Source organism: Thiocystis violacea (assembly GCF_016583575.1).
In the GTDB taxonomy this organism is placed as follows: Bacteria; Pseudomonadota; Gammaproteobacteria; order Chromatiales; family Chromatiaceae; genus Thiocystis; species Thiocystis violacea.
In genome coordinates this window covers 1-18564 of record NZ_NRRG01000069.1, presented here as the reverse complement: position 1 = coordinate 18564, position 18564 = coordinate 1, and the positions used below count along the sequence as shown (strand labels likewise).

General features: G+C 64.8%; 19 protein-coding genes. 16 read left to right on the top strand and 3 right to left on the bottom strand.

Going from position 1 to position 18564, the window contains the following annotated elements:
- Positions 1-22: 22 nt before the first annotated feature.
- On the bottom strand, positions 23-898 hold the full coding sequence (locus tag CKO27_RS21315; protein ID WP_200376940.1) for a LysR family transcriptional regulator: 876 nt from the start codon (positions 896-898) through the stop codon (positions 23-25).
- 145 nt (positions 899-1043) lie between these two features.
- Between CKO27_RS21315 and CKO27_RS21310 the strand changes: the two genes are divergently transcribed.
- From CKO27_RS21310 to CKO27_RS21295, 4 genes are all read left to right on the top strand, one after another.
- A complete protein-coding gene (locus CKO27_RS21310) occupies positions 1044-1685 on the top strand; it encodes a TusE/DsrC/DsvC family sulfur relay protein (protein ID WP_200376939.1) in 642 nt (213 codons plus the stop codon).
- Positions 1686-1839: 154 nt separating this feature from the next.
- Positions 1840-3012 carry an NnrS family protein gene (locus CKO27_RS21305; RefSeq protein ID WP_200376938.1) on the top strand — a complete coding sequence of 391 codons (1173 nt, stop codon included), beginning with the start codon at positions 1840-1842 and terminating at the stop codon, positions 3010-3012.
- A 90-nt stretch (positions 3013-3102) separates the two neighbouring features.
- A complete protein-coding gene (moaB, locus tag CKO27_RS21300; RefSeq protein WP_200376937.1) occupies positions 3103-3633 on the top strand; it encodes a molybdenum cofactor biosynthesis protein B in 531 nt (176 codons plus the stop codon).
- A 10-nt stretch (positions 3634-3643) separates the two neighbouring features.
- Positions 3644-4897 (top strand): molybdopterin molybdotransferase MoeA, encoded by a 1254-nt coding sequence (locus CKO27_RS21295; protein ID WP_200376936.1) that lies wholly within the window; start codon positions 3644-3646, stop codon positions 4895-4897.
- A gap of 65 nt (positions 4898-4962) precedes the next feature.
- On the opposite strand, the gene CKO27_RS21290 is transcribed toward CKO27_RS21295, so the two are convergent.
- On the bottom strand, positions 4963-5592 hold the full coding sequence (locus CKO27_RS21290) for an IS1595 family transposase (protein ID WP_200376935.1): 630 nt from the start codon (positions 5590-5592) through the stop codon (positions 4963-4965).
- Between the two features lie 756 nt (positions 5593-6348).
- Here CKO27_RS21290 and CKO27_RS21285 point away from each other — a divergent pair.
- From CKO27_RS21285 to CKO27_RS21230, 12 genes are all read left to right on the top strand, one after another.
- Positions 6349-6564, top strand: a complete 216-nt coding sequence (locus CKO27_RS21285) for a hypothetical protein (protein ID WP_200376934.1) — start codon at positions 6349-6351, stop codon at positions 6562-6564.
- Positions 6565-6759: 195 nt separating this feature from the next.
- Positions 6760-7680, top strand: coding sequence for a recombinase RecT (locus tag CKO27_RS21280; RefSeq protein WP_200376933.1), 921 nt, complete (start codon positions 6760-6762; stop codon positions 7678-7680).
- Positions 7681-7773: 93 nt separating this feature from the next.
- A complete protein-coding gene (locus tag CKO27_RS21275; RefSeq protein ID WP_200376932.1) occupies positions 7774-8865 on the top strand; it encodes a YqaJ viral recombinase family nuclease in 1092 nt (363 codons plus the stop codon).
- A 277-nt stretch (positions 8866-9142) separates the two neighbouring features.
- A complete protein-coding gene (locus CKO27_RS21270) occupies positions 9143-10096 on the top strand; it encodes an AAA family ATPase (RefSeq protein WP_200376931.1) in 954 nt (317 codons plus the stop codon).
- A complete protein-coding gene (locus CKO27_RS21265) occupies positions 10093-10467 on the top strand; it encodes a hypothetical protein (RefSeq protein ID WP_200376930.1) in 375 nt (124 codons plus the stop codon). Before CKO27_RS21270 ends, CKO27_RS21265 begins: the two co-directional genes overlap by 4 nt.
- Positions 10468-10567: 100 nt before the next feature.
- Complete coding sequence (locus CKO27_RS21260; protein ID WP_242471059.1) at positions 10568-11701, top strand: DUF3150 domain-containing protein; 1134 nt, start codon at positions 10568-10570, stop codon at positions 11699-11701.
- Positions 11702-11827: 126 nt separating this feature from the next.
- A complete protein-coding gene (locus tag CKO27_RS21255) occupies positions 11828-13465 on the top strand; it encodes a VWA domain-containing protein (RefSeq protein WP_200376929.1) in 1638 nt (545 codons plus the stop codon).
- A gap of 186 nt (positions 13466-13651) precedes the next feature.
- Positions 13652-14413, top strand: a complete 762-nt coding sequence (locus tag CKO27_RS21250; protein ID WP_200376928.1) for an N-6 DNA methylase — start codon at positions 13652-13654, stop codon at positions 14411-14413.
- 396 nt (positions 14414-14809) lie between these two features.
- Positions 14810-15223 carry a JAB domain-containing protein gene (locus CKO27_RS21245; protein WP_242471058.1) on the top strand — a complete coding sequence of 138 codons (414 nt, stop codon included), beginning with the start codon at positions 14810-14812 and terminating at the stop codon, positions 15221-15223.
- Positions 15224-15246: 23 nt separating this feature from the next.
- Complete coding sequence (locus tag CKO27_RS21240) at positions 15247-15750, top strand: hypothetical protein (protein WP_200376926.1); 504 nt, start codon at positions 15247-15249, stop codon at positions 15748-15750.
- Positions 15751-15959: 209 nt separating this feature from the next.
- Positions 15960-16349, top strand: coding sequence for a hypothetical protein (locus CKO27_RS21235; RefSeq protein ID WP_200376925.1), 390 nt, complete (start codon positions 15960-15962; stop codon positions 16347-16349).
- 84 nt (positions 16350-16433) lie between these two features.
- The gene (locus tag CKO27_RS21230) at positions 16434-17474 is read left to right on the top strand and encodes a DUF7146 domain-containing protein (protein ID WP_200376924.1); all 1041 of its coding nucleotides are present in this window, start codon (positions 16434-16436) and stop codon (positions 17472-17474) included.
- Positions 17475-17719: 245 nt separating this feature from the next.
- Here CKO27_RS21230 and CKO27_RS21225 read toward each other — a convergent pair whose 3' ends face one another.
- Positions 17720-18481, bottom strand: coding sequence for a P-loop NTPase family protein (locus tag CKO27_RS21225; protein WP_200376923.1), 762 nt, complete (start codon positions 18479-18481; stop codon positions 17720-17722).
- Positions 18482-18564: the final 83 nt, after the last annotated feature.

Below are 18564 nucleotides of genomic sequence, written 5' to 3'. Positions count from 1 at the left end.
GGTGGAGTGAGGGGCGGGAGCCTCAGGGCAAGGCCATCTGATCGGCCCCCGTCGCCGCCCCCTCGGCGATCAGCCCGCGCAGCATGGCGAGCGCTGTCGTCAGCTCGCTGGAGCCGCTGTCGCTCGGATAGACGACATAGGCCGGCAGGGTCAGGGTCGGCGCCTCGCTGACCCGATGCAGACAGCCGCCGCGCAGGTAGCTGGCGGCGACGCGCTCGGGGACGAAGCAGGTGCCGCCGCTGGCGAGGATCAACTGCAGCCCGAGCCAGCCGATGTTGGCGGTCTGGGCGGGGCGCTCGAAGTCTGGATAGACCTTGCGGTGCTGAGCGTAGAAGGTCGGACCCCAGTCGACGTAGACATAGGCGTCGTCCAGCGCGGGGTGCTCCGGGTTGCTGCCGACCAAGATGAGGGTCTCGTCGAAGAGGTGCTCGACCTGGATGCCGGCGCCCTGCTGGGGGCTGTACATGAGGGCCAGGTCCATGGTGCCGGCGATGATGCGGCGCATCAGGTCTTCCTCGAAGCCGATCTCGGTATTGAGCGAGATGTCCGGCGCCGCCGCGCGCATGCGCCCGGCCCAGCGCGGGAGGAAATCGTCCCAGAGCGCGATGCGGGCGCCGATGGTCAGGCTGGCGCGAAAGCGGCTTGGCAGGCCGACGTCGTGACGCGCCTGCTCGAAGGTGAGCAGCAGGGTCTTGGCGTGACGCAGGAAGCGCTGTCCGGCTGGGGTCAGGCTGGCGCCCGAGCGGTTGCGCACGAAGAGCCGCGCGCCGAGCCCCTGCTCCAGGTTCTGGATGCGCGCGCTGACGGTGGATTGGGTGACATGCACCCGCTCGGCGGCCTCCAGAAAGCTGCCATGGGCGGCGACCGCGAGAAAGGTCTTGATCTGGTCGATGTCCATTAGAGGTACTCAAGGGCAGACGCCTCATTGTATCGAAATTTCCGATACCAACGACCGATCAATTCCGTTTTTCATCGGCGATGATCCTCACTAAGCTGATCCCATCAGATTCAGTATGGATGTTGTCATCCCAGGAGATCGCGCCATGATCGCCGTTAGAATTTCCATGAAGGCCACCCAGGAACCCCTCAAACGTGCCCCGGTCGTGCTGCGTCTGGACGCGGACGGGAGCGAGACCGCGCCGGTGCTGACCGACCGCGCCGGCCTGGCCAGTTTCGATCTGCCGCCGACCAGCGGTAAGGTGCTGGTCTCCGGGGTGGAGCGCTACGAGGGCCGGCTCGATGGCGAGATCCCGATCGAGCTCTGGTCCATCACCCAGTCCGAGCGGGACTCGCGCGGGCTCCCCGGCGAGTTTCCGGCCGGCAGCAACGCCTACCCGAGCATGACGACCCGCGCGGTGCAGGTCGGCGAGCGCGCCATTCTGACCGACAGCGAGGGCTATCTGGTCGACCCCTCGGACTGGTCGGAGGCGTTCGCGCGCGCCCTGGCCGATCAGGAGGAGCTGGTCCTGACCGAGGAGCATTGGGAGGTGATCCGCTTCCTGCGCGCGCGCTTCGCCCGCAACGGCATCCAGACCACGGTGCGCGACATGATCCAGCACTTCCGAGAGGTCTGGGGACGCGAGCGCGGCAGCAACCGCTATCTCCACCAGATCTTTCCGCGCGGCGGGCCGCAGAAGCAGGGCAACCGGCTGGCCGGACTGCTGCGGACCAAGGGCGAGCATTGAGTCGGCTCTCGGCCATCCGCTTTCAGCCGCCAGCCAGGGGTGGCTGGCGGCTCCGGGACGCCGATGGGGCTTGACCGGCGTCAAGGCCGGCGGGCAGCGCGGCGGCTAGCGTGCGCGCACGCCTGGCTTCAGCCGCCACCTGGACCCGATCCGCATGACCGCCATCGCCCGTCTCAACGCCCTCCCCGTCCTCGCGCTCGGGTTCCGTCCCTTCTTTCTGGCCGCTGGGCTGACGGCGGTGCTGTCCGTCGCCGTCTGGCTGGCGATCCTGAGCGGACTCTGGCCCCAGCCGAGCCATCTCGCCGGTACCCTCTGGCACGCCCACGAGATGCTCTTCGGCTATCTCGCGGCGGTGATCGCGGGCTTTCTGCTCACCGCCGTGCGCAACTGGACCGGGATGCCGACCGCGAGCGGCGCCCGGCTGGCCGCGCTGGTCGGTCTCTGGCTGGCCGGCCGGCTCGCGCCCTGGCTGGGGCTGCCGTCGCTGCTGGCCGCGCTGATCGATCTCGCCTTCTTCCCGGCCCTGGCGCTGGCGCTCTGGCGTCCGCTCTGGAGCGGTCCCAACCCGGTCAATCGGGTCTTTCTTGCGGTCTTCACGGGCATGACCCTGGCGGGGGCGATGGTACATCTGGACGCGCTTGGCCTGCTCGCTGGGGGCGCGACCCGTGGTCATCGTCTGATGCTGGATCTGGTGGTGCTGGTGATGCTGCTGGTCTCCGGACGGGTGATGCCCTTTTTCGTCAAGAGCGTCATCACGGACGCGCGGCCTCGGGTGTTGCCGGTTCTGGAGCGACTGGTCTTTGGCGTGGCCGTCGGGTTGTTGATCGTCGATCTGATCCAGCCCTTGGGCCGGGTCGCGGGCGGCCTGGCGCTCGCCCTGGGTCTGCTGCAACTGGCGCGGCTGCTCGGCTGGCATGATCGACGGATCTGGACCACGCCCATGCTGACCGTGCTCTACGTCGGTCTGCTCTGGCTCGCACTCGGCCTGATCCTGGATGGACTGCCCGCCTTCACCGGCATGACCCCGCGCGGCGCCCTGCATGCGCTGACGGTGGGCGCGATCGGGGTGGTGACGCTGGGCATGATGGCGCGGGTGGCGGTGGGGCACACGGGGCGGGCGATGCAGGCGGCACCGCTGACGCTGGCCGCCTTCGTCCTCATCAATCTGGCGGCGGTCTTGCGCGGACTCGTGCCCCTGCTCGCTCCCGCGGGCTATCAGACCTGGCTGATGGCTGGCGGGCTGTGCTGGATACTGGCCTTCGGGCTGTTTCTTTGGGTGCATGCCCCGATGTTGATCAGCCCACGGCCGGATGGACGGCCGGGGTGAGCCGGCGCGGCGGCGAAGCGTTCAAGAGGGTCCGACGGTTCGAACCGCCGAATTCAATCCCAACAACATCGCCTACCAAAGGGGAATCACATGGGTGAGCACTTCACCGAGCAGGCATTTCTGCCGCTCAAGATCGCGATCCTTACCGTCTCGGACAGCCGGGGCGAGGACCAGGACACCTCCGGGCACTTCCTACGGGAGAGCGCCGAGTCGGCCGGACACCAGGTCGTCGCCAAGGCGATCGTACCCGACGATCTCTACCAACTGCGGGCGGTCGTCTCGCGCTGGATTGCCGATCCCGAGGTCAACGTCATCCTGAGCACCGGCGGGACCGGCGTGACCGGACGCGACAGCACCCCCGAGGCCGTCCTGCCGCTGTTCGACAAGGAGATCGAGGGCTTTGGGGAGCTGTTCCGCCAGCTCTCCTTCGCGGAGATCGGCGCCTCGACCATCCAGTCCCGCGCCCTCGCCGGACTGGCGAATGGCACCTTCGTCTTCTGCCTACCCGGCTCGACCGGTGCCTGTCGCACCGCTTGGGAGCATATCCTGCAGCCGCAGCTCGACATCCGCACCCGGCCCTGCAATTTCGCCCAGCTCATCCCGCGACTGCGTGAGCACTGAGACGCCAGACATGACGACAGCCCACGACTGCGGATCGACCGCCGACGCGCGCCCAACCCTGTCCAAAGAGGAAGCCATCGACTTCCTGCTCGCGCGGGTGACGCCGATCGCGGAGACCGAAACCATCCCCATCGAAACAGCACTCGGGCGCGTGCTCGCCGCCCCGGTGAGCAGCGCCATCGACGTCCCCGGCTGGGACAACAGCGCCATGGACGGCTATGCCATCCGTCACGCGGAACTGGCCGAGCACGGCGGACGCCTGCCCGTCTCCCAGCGCATCCCGGCTGGATCTGTGGGAAGACCACTGGAGCCGGGAACCGCGGCGCGCATCTTCACCGGCGCACCCGCGCCCGAGGGCGCCGACACCGTCGTGATCCAGGAGATCTGCACGCGCGAGGGCGAGACGGTCGTCATCCCGCTCGACGCCAAGGCCGGGGCCAACATCCGGCGCGCTGGCGAGGACATTCGGGCCGGAGCCGAGGTGATCGCTGCCGGCACCCGGCTGGCGCCCCAGCATCTGGGTCTCGCCGCCTCGGTCGGCGTGGCCAAGCTGCGGGTGCATCGGCGCTTGCGGGTCGCGATTCTCTCCAGCGGCGACGAGCTGGTGACGCCGGGCGAGCCGCTGGGATCGGGCCAGATCTACAACTCCAACCGCTACACCCTCAGGGGCTTGATCGAACGCCTGGGCGGCGAGGTGGTGGATCTCGGGATCGTCGCGGACACCCTGGAGGCGACCATCGCCGCCCTGAGGCGTGGCGCGGATGAAGCTGACCTGATCGTCGCCAGCGGGGGCGTGTCGGTCGGCGAGGAGGATCATCTCAAACCGGCGGTCGAGCAGTTGGGCCGTCTGGATCTCTGGAACATCGCCATGCGCCCCGGCAAGCCGGTCGCCTTCGGCCGGGTCGGCGAGACGCCCTTCTTCGGCAGCCCCGGTAATCCGGTCTCGCTGTTCGTGACCCTCTGTCTCTTCGCCCGCCCCATCATCCTGCGCATGCAGGGCATGACCGGCGACCTGACACCGCGCACGATCAAGATCCGCGCCGGCTTCGACTGGCCCAAACCAGACAAGCGCACCGAATTCCATCGCGCGCGGCTGGAGCTCGGCGAGGACGGCGAGACCGAGCTGACGGTCTATCCCAGCCGCTCCTCGGCGGTGCTCTCCTCCGTGGCCTGGGCGGACGGCCTGGTCGAGATCGCGCCGGGGCAGGTGATCGCGCGCGGCGATCGGGTCGGTTTCATCCCCTTCACCCATCTCTTTCAATGAGCCAGCCACGAGATCCCCCGCCACCATGATCCGGATTCTCTATTTCGCCCGTCCGGGCTCTCCACTTAACTGGAGTTTCTCCATGGACGGTCTGCCGGAGGGCGTTCGAGGCTTGTTGGATGTCCGCGCGCCTTTGGTGGCGTGGGTGGAACTGTCCGTGGTCGCTGGGTTGCAATGAGATCTTTGTAACGCACCGGTTCATGCACAACGGCGAGTTCGAGCCCTTGGTAAAACACCATCCTGCGGCGGCGAGAACGGCGACGATTGAAGCGGAAGACGAACTCGTTCAGGTAGCTGGCCAGGTGCGCCCTGTCCACGGCGCCTTGGTGAGTACCCAGCCGCCATCGCTTGGCCAGCGAAGCGACTCGGTGTACTCCAGGCAGCCGATCCTCGGTGTCTTCCGAACCGACCCGAGCCGCACGTTGGCGGCGCCGCTGGTGAACGTAGCCGAGCTGATCCAGCCCACAGTAGCCTGACCAGCCATCGGTGATGACCGTGGCTCCCGGCGCGACGAAGTCTGTCACGAAGGGATGAAGTAAGGCCGCCGAGGCATCGGCTAGCGGCCGCATCCGGCATCGGCCGAACCCTTTTGGTTCCAGGACTTCCACGGCAAGGCCAGTCAGAACTTTCTTGCCATGGGCGCGCCCGCCTGGTAATCCGGCCTCCTCCCCACCGATGCATCCGTTCGGAACCACGCCTGGCACTCGCCCACGGAGTCAGGGTAATGAATGCCAGCACGAGGATGAGAGATCTCCTTAGCTTACCCCACTTAAGTGGAGAGCCCGGAAGCGGCAAAATCCATTCTTCTCGTCAATCATGGAAATACTTGCATCCTCGCAAGGCCCGAGTCGGAGCCGTTCGCCGGGTACTTGCTCGAAGCCCAAAACGTGATAGATTCCGCGCAAGGCGGTTACTCGATCGACGTAAGGTCGATAACGCCAAATCCGCGAAACACTGTTCCAGTTCAACCCTGGAGGGCCGGAGGCTCTTGAGCAGGGGTCCGGTTCCACACCGGCCATTCGCGGGTCGCGTGAAGGCGCGACGCCATAAATCCCTTCGCATCAACGACCACGCCCATGCGCACGGAGCGTCTCCCTGTCACGCCAGCCCTACTCCGTCCGCGGGGGAGCTTGAGGCGATGTGCGCCCGCGCGCCCTCCCCTCGCCCGACCACCGAACATTCCATCCAGCAACGCCGCCGCTCCCGCGCCAGGGATCTGTCGAATGGGCTTTATCGCGCGCGTCGCATCGAGTCCATGCGTCAGATGTCCTGCGATCTCCCATCTCATCGGATGGGGATCGTTCATCGCCTGCGCGGGCGATTCATCAAAACCGCGCGCTTCAGCGGTCAGCGTCCTGCTGACACTTCAAGACCCGCGTGATGCGGGTCTTTCAACCCTTTGGGGGCATGGCTCCCCCTCCGGGCGGACGTGTTCCCGTCTCGGAGACCACATGAAATCAACCTCCGCTTCCCTCCGTGCCCTGCGCACGGTCGCGCATTTCAGTACCGGCGTCGCGAGCGGCCACGCTCGCTCCGATTTCGCCCAGCTTCCGGGGTATCCCCGTCTGCGGCTCGCCGCCCATCGGATCATTCGCTCCCACGCCCTGGAGCCAGCGACCACGTCCGTGCTCGGGCGGCCGATCCATCCTGTCTCAAAGAGTTGGTGAGAGACCGGCTCGCCCGGTGCCACGCCCCATGCCGTCGCCGGAGCATCCGCCAACGGCGGATACCGATGACGACAGCACGGTTGATCGGACGCCGTAGGCCATCCCAAACCCATCGACACCGAGAATCCGTGTCGATCATCCCCACCGGGGCACCTTGGCCCTCGGGGACAGGGTGTTCCTTTTCGGAGTCACACCATGAACCAGACATCCTCTCAACACCTGACGATCCGGCCCGCCTGTCGCCTGGCGATCAGCCAACCCCTGTTGTCCGAGGCGGGGCTGGATCTATCGACCTGGCAGGTGCTGGTGGACTCGATCTTCCCCTCGGCCAAGACGGTCGACGGTGTGCTCCTGGCCGTGCGCTACTGCCAGGCCCGTGGACTGGATGTGATGAAGCGACCTGTACATATAGTGCCCATGTGGTCGCGTACCCTCGGGCGTGAGGTCGAGACCGTCTGGCCGGGCATCGCCGAAGTCCAAACCACGGCGGCCCGCACCGGCCAATGGGCGGGGATGGAACCGGCGCGCTTTGGGCCGGAACTCACGCGAACCTTCGCCGGTCGTGCCAAGGTGAATGGCGATTGGAAGGATCTGGAGTCCACGGTGACCTTCCCGGAATGGGCGGAGGTGACGGTGTACCGCCTGGTGGGCGGTATCCGCTGTCCCTTCACCGAAACCGTGTTCTGGGAGGAAACCTACTCCCGGATGAGCCATTGCGAAGTTCCCACGTCCATGTGGGTGAAACGTCCGCGCGGTCAACTCCTGAAATGCGCCAAGGCCGCGAGCCTGCGTGCCGCCTTCCCCGAGGAGGCCGGTTACACCGCCGAGGAGATGGCGGGCAAGACGATCGATGGGGATCTGGTCGCGGTGACGATGGCGGCGGTCCCAACGGCCTCCGCGCCATCGGCGTCCGAATCCACTGCGTCCGCCGTCCCGGATCTGGATGAAACAACGCTGGCGCAGATCGAAGGATTGCTCGCACGCGCCACCAACAGTCGCGCCTGGGCCTCGGCACACGATTATTTCGTGAGTCGTTTCCAGGGTGAGGCCCTGGAGTACGCCTTGGGTCAGTTGACCCTCGCCGAGCGGCGTGAACTGGCGACGCCAGCCGCCTAGCGACACGGACCCCGACCGGTACGTTCGGTCGCTTCCCCCCACGGAACACCGGGTCCCGTGAGGGGCACGGTGTTCCTGATTCGGAGTCCACCCATGCTCATCATCAACCTGTCTCAACGCTCCCCCGAGTGGCTCGCCTGGCGCGCGCAAGGCGTCACGGCGTCCGAAGCCGCCATCCTTGTCGGGCGCTCGCCTTATAAAACGACTTGGCGATTGTGGGCCGAGAAGACCGGCCTCTGCGCGCCGGATGACCTCTCGAACCATCCGCTCGTCCAACGCGGCCTCGCGCTGGAAGACATGGCCCGCCAGGGCTTTGAAGCGCGCCACGCGACCCTGCTGTTGCCCGTCTGCGCGGAGTTCGATGACCACCCCGTCTTGCGCTGCTCGTTCGATGGAATCTCCGATCAGGGCGAGCCCGTCGAATTGAAGGTGCCGGCTCCAGGCACCTGGGACGATATCGCCGCCCATGGAACGACCGCCAAGGCGTACCAGCTCTATTGGGTGCAAGTCCAATTCCAGATGCTGGTGGCGGGCGCGGAGCGCGGCTGGCTGGTGTTCGATCCCCAGCGCGCCGGCGTCTCGGCCTTGGAATTCGAGATCGTGCGTGACGCCGCCTTTCTCAGCGAACTGGTCCCGACCTGCCTCGCGTTTCATGAGGCCGTGCGCAACCAGAAGGAACCGATCCCCGATCCCACGCGGGATCTGTTCGTACCGGTTGGCGAGGATCAGTTACGCTGGACGGCACTGGCGACGAAGTACCGTGACGCCGAGACCATCGTTAGACGGATGGAGGACGAGCTTAAGGCATTCAAAAGCCAGATGGCGGACGCCCAAGCCGGCCTGGTCGACTTGATGGGTGAGTTCCTGCTCGCCGACCGCAAGGGGGTACGCGTCCTGCGCTACCGTCAGATGGGATCGGTCGACTATCCGGCGCTGCTCGCCGAGGTAGCACCGGATCTCGCTCCAGCGATGCTGAACGCGCACCGCCGTGGCTTCTCGGACCGCGTCAAGGTAACGGCCAAGGCGGTGAAAACCGTCCAGGCCGACACGATCCCGACCGCTCGAACCCAACGCCAAACGCCGGGTACCCGGCCGGTTAAGATCGAACGGGCCGAGACCCAGAGAACCCGGGCCGCCGTCGCGGTTGACACAACGGCCGAACCGGAACCGTTCGGCTATTTCTAATCTGATGCACGCGCCCCCATTGGGGGCGCTCCCTCGCCCACCGCACCACGCAGGGGGCTGTCCCGTCGTGATCCTCCGCTCGCGAGGGGACAGGTTTTCCTGCGATCTCCGTTGAGGTCGTTCATCGCCGGCGCGGGCGATCCATCAAGACCGCGCGCACCCTCGGCCAGTCTCTGGTGACTGGCATTGAACCCGTCAGCCGCGTGCTGACATTACCCCGCGGGGAGTCTCACTCCCCCACCCGGGACGTGCGTCTCCCCGTGTTTCGGAGAGCCGCATGACCATCCAGACCACGTTCAACGTCGCCACCACGTTCGGCGTCCCGGCCCCCAAAAGCCTGACCGTCGACGGCTTCGCGGATGAGACCCATCCGCTGATCCCCAAGCGGATGCTCTATGTCTTCCGGGCGGGCCTGTCCGCGCTGTTAGCCTTTCTGCGCGATGCCGCCGGGGACGCCTTCCTGCTCACCGGCCCGACCGGCAGCGGCAAAACGTCCTTGGTTTGCCAGATCGCCGCCCGCCTGAATTGGCCGGTGCAAAACGTCACCTGTCACGGGCGGATGGAACTGACCGATTTGATCGGCCAGTTTGTGCTGCGAGGCGGCAGCACCGAGTTCGTGCATGGCCCGCTGGCCGTCGCCATGCAGCAAGGGCATTTGCTCATCCTCAACGAGATCGACCTGATGGATCCCTCCGAGTTGGCCGGGTTGAACGAGGTGATCGAAGGCCAGCCGCTGGTGATCGCGCAGAATGGCGGGGAGGTGATTCGGCCTCATCCGACATTCCGCGTCATAGCGACCGGGAATTCCGCCGGTGCCGGGGATACCACCGGTCTGTACCAGGGCATCCTGCGCCAGAATCTGGCCTTCCTGGACCGCTTTCGCGTGATGCGTTGCGATTACCTGGAGGCCGATGTCGAGATTGGCGTGCTGGAACACACCGTCCCCAGTCTTCCCCGTGAAGTTGGCGAAAAAATGATCGTGGTCGCCAATGAAATCCGACGTCTGTTCCTGGGCGAAGGGGAAGCGGGCTCCGAACTGACGATCACGATGTCCACGCGGACATTGGTGCGTTGGGCACGGTTGGCCTTGACCTTTCGAGGGGCGCCGCAGCCCATCGCCTATGCTTTGGAACAAGCGTTGACCGCACGGGCCGATCCCGAGCAACGGGTGGCCATTCACCGCCTCGCGGCGGATGTGATGGGGGACTTGTGGACGGGTGCCAAACCATGAGTGAGTCCTTCTATTTCTTCCGTTTCGATCACGCCGATGGAAGGGCTAAGGAATGGGCCTACCGAGTTACCGAAACGGGCGAGATCGAAGTCCGCTGGGGACCCGCCGGACGGCTGGTCCAGCGGAAAATCTATCCGGCCGCGTCTTACGGCCAGGTACGGCAAACCGCCCAGACCAAAGCCCGCAAGGGCTATCTGGCGCTCGGTCAACGCCAGATTGATCGTCACGGGAGCGTGACGATGGCGCGATCAACGCCAACAACGCCGGCCACCGAGCCGGCGGCCGTGACACCGCCCTTCAGGCCCCACCTTGGCGTTTCGGCGCTCGACCTGTCTCAGATCGAGACCGACATCGACAACGGCTGGTTCTAACACCGCCATCCGCCAGCCCTCGGCTGGCATCATCCCTGGGGAGTCAAGCACCTCCCCCTGGGGACGTGTCTCCCCGTGTCGCTTTCATTCGGAGAGACGCATGAATCACACCCTGCTGACCGACACCCTGCTCACGATCACGGACAAGATGTCGCTGATCGTCCTAACCGTCAGCCTGTGGTCTGGTCGCAAGAAATTGCGGGCCGATGATCTGGAACTGACCGACGGTGAGATTCCTCCCGAGGAGTTGGTGTCTCTCGGATCCAAACGGATCTGCAATCCCGACGCGCTCCGCGTGTTCAGCACCCTGAAAGGTCAGGCCGAACGCGCCTGCCTGAAGGTCGGCACCCGTTTTTTGGGTGGCTTTCTGGTTCCAAATGACCTGCTCGGCGCCTTGAGCGCCGAACTGGATGCGCTCAAAACGGACTTCGAACAGGAAGTCCAGAGCTTTCTGTCGGACTACGACCGGGAGATCGGTGACTGGATTGATCGTCATCCCGACTGGGAACGCCAACTCCGAGCGGCCGTGGATCCCGCCAGCAAGGTCGGAACGAAATTCTCATTTCGGTATCGTCCGTTGCTGATTCGGCCCGCGCCGGGACAACACCAGGCTTGGGAAGACGATGTCGCCGAGATTGGCGGCACCCTGTTCCACGAGGTCGCGCAGATCGCCGTCTCGCTTGAAAGGAGCGTGGTCGGCAAGGACGCCATGACCCAGCGGGCGTTGGGTACTTTTCGCCGCATTCAGCAAAAGCTGGCGGTGTTGTCCTTCGTGGATCCCCGCATCCAGCCGATCCTCGACCCGTTGGAGGGATTCCTGGCGCGCGTGCCCAAGACGGGCCTGATCGCCGGGGCCTTGTTCCAGGAAGGATTCGGTTTGTGGTTACTGCTCTGCGATGAACAGCGCATGGCGAACCACGGGGCCGGGATTCTGGCGGGAGAGACCGAGGAAGAGAGCGAGGACATCGACGCGGAGATCGCGGCACCACCTCGGTTAGTGGATCGACGCGCTGTTGGCGCCGAGGCCGAGGTTGACGCCGAAACGATCGGCGAAGAAAGCGCGGCGTTCCTGATGGCGTTCGACGCTGAGGTCGCGCACAACGCCGGCCCTCCAGCGGACGACGCAGGCCCGGCTGAAGCCAGTCTGATCCCGATGATCCGGGTTGTTGGCGAACTGGCCGAGGTGCTTGAAGCCGAAGTCGAAGTCGAAGTCGAAGTCGACTTCTTCTTTTAGTCACAGCACGAAGTCCCCCATCCAGGGGATATCCATCCGGGTGTCGACGCCAGTCGGCCTCGTTTTTCCCCACCGGGGCACGTTCCGCCCCGACGGGGCGGCGCGTGTCCATGCCGGAGACGCACCATGCAGACCAACCATCTCAAACGGGCCATGCCTATCGTGGCCGCGGCGCTTGGACGTAAGTTCGGCGTGAAGGTCATCGTCGGTGGAAACGCCGCCCAAACAGACGGCCAGACCATCTGGCTGCCAAATCTACCCCCGGAATCGGCCCTGCGCGAGGTCGCCTGGGGCTTATTAGCCCATGAGGCGAGTCATCTCCGCCATACCGACATGGCGGTATTTCGCGAAGTCGCGGCCCAATCGCCGCTGCACCAGCATTTGCTCAACCTTCTGGAAGATATTCGGATCGAGCTATCGATCCGGCATGCCTATCCCGGCACGCAGTTCACCCTGGAAAAGGTGGTCGACTGGATGCTCGCCCATGGGCAGTTGCAAGCCCCTGAGTCAGGCCATCACCCGGCGCGCATCCTGACGGCGTTTCTGTTGCTGTCCTTGCGCGCCAAGATCCTGGGCCAAACGGCGTTGGCCGACCCGGCCGCGCACGCGGAACAGGTGCTGCGCCAGACCTTCCCAGCGTCGCTGGTTCATCGGCTGATGGGTCTGATGAGCGACGTCCGGGGGTTATCGAGTACCGCCGAGGCGGCGGATCTGTCGGCGCGCATCCTCCATCTGTTGGAGGAGGAAAAGGCGCCGGCCGATCCCCCAGCACCGCCCAAAGAGCCGGCGGAGAGTTCGGCCAAGAGCCCGTCGGAGCTTCAAACCAACGACGCGTCGGAAGATCTGTCCGACGCCGCCGAGGCGTCGGGTAGTCAGGGTGCCGGAGCTAGCCTCCTTCAGGACGTCATAGAGACCACCGAGGACGATCTGGAATGCGATCTGTTCAAGGCGGCCCAACAGTGGCTGGAACAGCAATCCGGCCGTGAGAGTTCCTCCGTCCTCCTTCCCGTGGGCGAGGAGGCCATGGTGGATACCTTTACAGCGCCAGAGCTGCTGAACAGGGCCAGGAGTGAATCGCGGGCGTTGAGCACGAAACTCCAGGGCCTGGTTCAAGCCAGCCGGATGGATCGGCCGTACGCCACTCACCAGGGGAAGACGCTGATGGCGAAGCGACTGCATCGGGCAGGAACCGGTGAGGCGCGGCTGTTTGCACGCCAGACCGCCCGGACAACGCCAAACACCGCGGTGCATCTGGTCGTGGATCTCTCCGGATCGATGAGCCGTGAGACCGACACCAGTTCGCTCGCGCAAGTCGCCCAGGACGCGGCACTCGCCTTGGCGATGGCACTGGACACCATCCCCGGTGTGTCGGTGGCGGTGACCGCCTTTCCGGGCCTCCAAGGGAAGAACGATAGCGTTTCGTGCCTGATTCGCCACGGGCAACGTCCCACGGCACGGGCCGGTGCGTTCGCTCAGAACGCCCGCGGTGGTACGCCATTCGCCCAAGCGCTCTGGTTTGCCGCCGCCGACCTGATGCTACGGCAAGAGACACGACGCCTGATGCTGGTGATGACCGATGGCGAACCGGATGACGCCGATGCGGCGCTGAAGATGATGGCGCACTGTCGGCAAGCCGGGATCGAGATCACTGGAGTGGGTATTGGGTATGACGTGTCGTGGCTCTTTGCGCGCCACCTCACGATCCAATCCGCCAGCGACTTGAAGCGGACGCTGTTTGGCCTGGCCGAACGGTTCCTGATGTAGCCCTTGGTCCCTCCCGATAACAGGCCGGTACGCCGGTCTGTCATCGGGTCAGTCAAGAAGGATGGTCCAGTTCCGCGAGGTCGGCAGGCGCCGATCCCGCTTCCACGTCACCCGGCCGGCGCCGGGTTCACCCCATGGGGATGTCTCCCCATGGGGGGTGCGTCCCTTTTCAACGAGGTCCGCACCATGTCCAAGTCAAACGTCGACCAACCGGCGCGCGTGCTGTCGCGCGCCATCGAAACCCTGGCCGCGCGCGGTCGGCACGATCGGCCTGACGAGTGGCTCCGCTGTCTCTGCCAGGATGTGCTGGCCGGCTTCGGTCGGCGGCTGGCACAGCCATGGGACGAGGCGCGCCACGAGGCGTTGCACGCACTCTCAGCGCTGTACGGAAAACTGGTCGGGGACCATCCCTGGACGGACATTCTGGGAAGCGTTTACATGGAATTCGGTTCGCGCGGTCAACACCGTTGGTTAGGGCAATACTTCACGCCTCAAACCGTGGCGACCTGTATGGCCGAGATGCAACTCACGGGGCTGGAAGACCGGCTGAGCGAGAACGAACTCATTCGGGTGCTGGAGCCCACCTCCGGTTCGGGCGTGATGTTGCTGGCGATGTGCGAGTGCCTGCAACGTCGCCACGGGGTGGCGGCCCTGCGACGGTTCGCCTTCACCGCGATCGATCTGGATCGCCTATGCGCGGAGATGACCGCGACCCAACTGCTGGCGAACGCGGCGTTTCATGGCGAGCCAGGCGAACTGCATGTGTATCACGGCAATGCCTTGACGCACGCAACCCTGGAGATAGTCGTGTCGTTCGCGCGCTCGCCCGCCTTCATCGACCGATTGGACGATCCGACGATTCCGCCCGATCCGAGGCCGACCTGTCCCACACCCTCTCCAGCGATGGCCTTCGCCGTCGCGGTGGGTGAGCAGATGTCGCTGTTCTAAGGAGGTTTTACGCTGATCGATGGAGTCCGGGGCCGTCAGGCCTCGGTATCTGTCCCCTCCGCATCCCAGCCGGGCGTGTGGAGCGGACAGATTTCCGCGGCGCTCTTCTGATCGAGGCCGTTCCATCGCCTGCGCGGGCGATTCATCAAGACCGCGCGCACCATCGGTCGGCCACTTGCCGACACGCCATCCGCCAGCCTCCGCTGGCATCAACCCCAGGGGAGTCGCCACGCCCCCTGGGGACGTGCGTCTCCCCGCTGTTCGGAGAGTCGCATGAGACAACCATCCGCTGGACCAACCCACTTGCCGAGGCAACGTGACACGCCGCATGAGGAAGCCGCGCCGTACAGGGCGACCCCTGACAGCGACGCCGAGTCCGTCATCCTTCAACAGGCGATGGCGATCATCGAACGCCGCATGAAGGTCGCTCGGACGGCCTTGACCTCCCCGGTCGAGACCATGCTCTACCTGCAAATGCGCGTTGGACATCTGGAGACAGAAACGTTTGGGGCGCTGTGGCTCGACAATCGCCATCAGGTGATGGCCATCCAAGAACTCTTCCATGGCACGATTGATACGGCCGCCGTGTATCCACGGGAAGTCGTCAAGAATGCCCTGAGACAGAACGCCGCGGCCGTCATTTTTTACCACAATCACCCGTCTTGCCACGCGGAACCCAGCTCGGCGGATCGTACGCTCACGACCAAATTAACGCGCGCGCTGGGCCTGATCGAGGTCCGGGTGCTCGATCACATCGTGGTGGGAGAGCCCTGCGTGTCGATGGCCGAGCGCGGCCTGCTGCACGCCTGATACCGTCGCTGGATCGGCTCCTGATGGAGCCATTCGCCAGCCTTCGCTGGCATCCACCCCTGGGGAGTCGTCACTCCCCGCCGGGGATGTGCGTCTCCCGTTTCTGGAAAGGACGCATGAACATCCACCGCAACCTGTATGGCTTCCATGGCTCGTGCCTCGGGTACGAGAACGCCGAACGCCGCCGTCAGGCGGTTCTCGCCTGGCTGGGACGTCCCGTTCCCAATCTGACGCTCGGCACCGCCGAGCATTTCAAAGCCTACCAAGCGGCGATGCGCCTCGGGCACGAGCATCACCAACGCACCGGCGAACGCTGCTGGTCCGAACTGACGCCCGCGTTGATTGGGCTGGAGCAGACCCGCGTGGCGATCCTCAACCCGCAAGGGCAGGAAATCCGCCGCTTCTGGGTCGGCCGATCGACCGGCTGGATGCCCTGTCACCTGTCCATTTCACGTCGCTCCGCGCACGGCGGATATCCGGTCGACCTCGCGCCCGGCGAACGGGTCCGGATGGTCCGTCGCGCCTGACCGATCGAACCGGTGACGGGGCGACAGAGGTCATTCGCCTTCCATGGCGGGTGGTCTGTCTCCCATGAATCGGATCCTGGTCGCCGCCATCGCCTGACATCCATCCGTCCATTGACGCTACCTGCACCGCGTCGACATCCGACGCATTCACTCCACGGGAAGACCCTTCCCCTTGGGAAGGGCCTTCTTCCCCTGCCTAGAGAAACACGATGAGTCTGCAACACAAGATCGGAATCGACATCAGAGCCGCTGGCGACGATCGCGCTGAACGTATCGGAGCCTCCGTGGATCCGAGTCCGAAGAACAGCGTCCACTCAGCGAATCAGTCACTCGCCATCCTGTACTACGACGATGCCCAGCATTCCTCCTACTGGAGGATCGAAGGCGATGCCGCGCACGCCCGTCACCTACTGAGCCAATTGGAAGCGATCCAGGACGCGACCGGCGAACCGAAGCTTTGGGACGGTCTCCCCGAGCCGGGATTCACGGTGATCGACGTCCTCCCGCTCGACACCCTGCAACGGATGGTCAGCGGTCCGGCGACCGATCTGATGACCGCCGATCAGTTAGACGGCTTCCTGATTTATCAAGAGCGCTAACACCCCCTCACCCAGGCGGGCCGCGCCTTCCCGCGTGGGAGGCGTCTTCCCGCTCTCGACGATTCGGAAGAATAGGAGATCCGCATGACGCTGGACGCTATCTTGGTTAGAACGCAGGCGCGGGGCCGCTGGAGCGGGATTCTGCATCAGTTGGTGCCGGCGCTGGATCCCGCGCAGGAACGCCCAGGGCGGCATGCGCCATGCCCCGTGCATGGAGGCGCGGATGGCTTCCGCCTATTTCGCGATGTCAACGACACCGGGGGTGGTATCTGCAATACCTGCGGCGCGTTCCCCGACGGGTTCGCGTTGCTGATGTGGTTGACGGGCTGGCGTTTCCCTTCCGTTCTGGAAGCGGTCGCCTCGGCCCTGGGACTGACCGAGGCTGTCCGCGTCAGGCCACCCCTGGCCGTACGTCCAGTGTCACCGGGTTCGGAACGCTCGCTTGAGGCGTGCCGCCAAGCGCTCCAAACCACCTGGCGCGAGACGTGCGCGCCGAGCGACCCAGTGGCCTGGCCACTGTGGCGGTACATGGAAAGCCGCGGCATCAGAGACACCCTGGCGTGGCTGGATCAGCGGGTGGTGCGTTGCCATCCGCATCTGGCCTATTACGAGGAGGGGCGCTGTGTCGGACATTACCCGGCCATGGTGGCGCGGGTGGCCGACCCGCATGGGCAGGCCGTGACGCTCCATCGCACCTATCTCGCCAGAAATGGCCTCTGGAAAGCCCCCGTGGTTAGTCCGAAAAAGCTGATGACACCCCTGGCACCCCTGACCGGAGGAGCCATTCGCTTGGCGTCGGTCGGGGCCGAACTGGGTGTCGCCGAAGGCATTGAGACGGCCTTGGCGGCCCGACGTCTTTCGGGGCAACCCGTCTGGGCGGCGGTCAGTGCGACCCTGCTGGAAAAGTTCGAGCCACCAACGAGGATTCGTCGGGTGACCATCTGGGCCGATCTGGATCGCAGCGAAGCCGGCGAAAAAGCGGCCGCGGCCTTACAGGAACGCTTGACCCAAGCGGGCATCGAGACCCGCATCAGGGTTCCGAATGGGCCGATTCCGATGGATCGCAAAGGTGTGGATTGGGCTGACGTGGCTCAATCGGGTCAGCACCGTCACCGGGCGGCGTAAGCCGTTCGCGGACACCCGCCGCCAGATCCCCTCCGGGGGACTGGCGGCGTTGTTATTGACCGGGCGCCCCTCGCCAGCGATCAACGTCGCGCCCGTCAACGAACCCTGCAACCCCGCCAGAGTTCGCCCTCCAGCCGAATCGATTGTCCACGAGAAGCGCCTGTGCGCGACAAGGCCACAAGGTTAACGACGCCGACGCCGGCAAGCACCTTGGCTACCCGCCTTGAGTGGCGTGAACGCGATACTCAGGCCATCAACAGGGTGTCCGAGGTATCCGGCATCTCGGGCCGTGGGAAGAACACCTGATCCAACTGTCCCCAGAGATCACGCTTGGCTTTCTGGATGCGAACCCGTGGCATCAGCGTGAACTGATCGATCGTCTCGTTGAACGTCCAGCGTTGCTTCAGCATGGACTCGATATCTTGCCCAAAGGTGGTCGCCGGGTATTTCGGTAAGGTCACCCAGCCGAGGATGCGATACGCGAAGGCGTCAAACAGCTCCAGATGTTGGATCGGGCGATTCTTGAATTCCAGCGCCCCTAAATGCGCATTCAACCACATCAACGTCGGCACCCGCGTTTGTTCGAGGACCGCCTTGGTACATCGCAAGGTTTCGTGGGCATCGGGTCCACCGGCGATGACCGAATTGATGACCACCCGCACATCCAGACTTTCCAGCACGGCAAACAAATCGTTTTCAACGGCATAGGCCATGAACGGTTGAAAGCCATTGCTGCCGACATCCACCACGAAACGCCTATCCTCAGGGGCTGTCGACACGATTTCGACCAGCTCATCGAAGGCACGCGGATTGATGACATGCGCTTCCGAGAGCTTCACGTATTGGCAGTTCAGCGGCTTGTAGCGCTGGAGCGTCGGGTTAGTGGTGTCGGTATCGATGCAGTGTATTGGGAGGTTAGCGTCCTGGAAATACTGCGCCAGGATCGAAGAGACATAGCTTTTACCAACTCCTCCTTTGGCCTGTAAGGTGATGAATAACTGAGACATGATCGACATCCTCCGAAATGTGCCGAGTGGCGACAATCGCGTCGTTTCGAACTAGAAAACCGGCATGCACCCCCTCCCCTTCC

Excerpts from the sequence above, each read along its gene's own strand:
- CKO27_RS21235 (WP_200376925.1), top strand. The coding sequence starts at position 15,960 with ATGAGTCTGCAACACAAGATCGGAATCGACATCAGAGCCGCTGGCGAC.
- CKO27_RS21240 (WP_200376926.1), top strand. The coding sequence starts at position 15,247 with ATGGAGCCATTCGCCAGCCTTCGCTGGCATCCACCCCTGGGGAGTCGT.
- CKO27_RS21245 (WP_242471058.1), top strand. The coding sequence starts at position 14,810 with ATGGCGATCATCGAACGCCGCATGAAGGTCGCTCGGACGGCCTTGACC.
- CKO27_RS21230 (WP_200376924.1), top strand. The coding sequence starts at position 16,434 with ATGACGCTGGACGCTATCTTGGTTAGAACGCAGGCGCGGGGCCGCTGG.
- CKO27_RS21270 (WP_200376931.1), top strand. The coding sequence starts at position 9,143 with ATGACCATCCAGACCACGTTCAACGTCGCCACCACGTTCGGCGTCCCG.
- CKO27_RS21275 (WP_200376932.1), top strand. The coding sequence starts at position 7,774 with ATGCTCATCATCAACCTGTCTCAACGCTCCCCCGAGTGGCTCGCCTGG.
- CKO27_RS21255 (WP_200376929.1), top strand. The coding sequence starts at position 11,828 with ATGCAGACCAACCATCTCAAACGGGCCATGCCTATCGTGGCCGCGGCG.
- CKO27_RS21225 (WP_200376923.1), bottom strand. The coding sequence starts at position 18,481 with ATGTCTCAGTTATTCATCACCTTACAGGCCAAAGGAGGAGTTGGTAAA.
- CKO27_RS21285 (WP_200376934.1), top strand. The coding sequence starts at position 6,349 with ATGAAATCAACCTCCGCTTCCCTCCGTGCCCTGCGCACGGTCGCGCAT.
- CKO27_RS21260 (WP_242471059.1), top strand. The coding sequence starts at position 10,568 with ATGAATCACACCCTGCTGACCGACACCCTGCTCACGATCACGGACAAG.
- CKO27_RS21310 (WP_200376939.1), top strand. The coding sequence starts at position 1,044 with ATGATCGCCGTTAGAATTTCCATGAAGGCCACCCAGGAACCCCTCAAA.
- CKO27_RS21250 (WP_200376928.1), top strand. The coding sequence starts at position 13,652 with ATGTCCAAGTCAAACGTCGACCAACCGGCGCGCGTGCTGTCGCGCGCC.
- moaB (WP_200376937.1), top strand. The coding sequence starts at position 3,103 with ATGGGTGAGCACTTCACCGAGCAGGCATTTCTGCCGCTCAAGATCGCG.
- CKO27_RS21305 (WP_200376938.1), top strand. The coding sequence starts at position 1,840 with ATGACCGCCATCGCCCGTCTCAACGCCCTCCCCGTCCTCGCGCTCGGG.
- CKO27_RS21315 (WP_200376940.1), bottom strand. The coding sequence starts at position 898 with ATGGACATCGACCAGATCAAGACCTTTCTCGCGGTCGCCGCCCATGGC.
- CKO27_RS21265 (WP_200376930.1), top strand. The coding sequence starts at position 10,093 with ATGAGTGAGTCCTTCTATTTCTTCCGTTTCGATCACGCCGATGGAAGG.
- CKO27_RS21295 (WP_200376936.1), top strand. The coding sequence starts at position 3,644 with ATGACGACAGCCCACGACTGCGGATCGACCGCCGACGCGCGCCCAACC.
- CKO27_RS21280 (WP_200376933.1), top strand. The coding sequence starts at position 6,760 with ATGAACCAGACATCCTCTCAACACCTGACGATCCGGCCCGCCTGTCGC.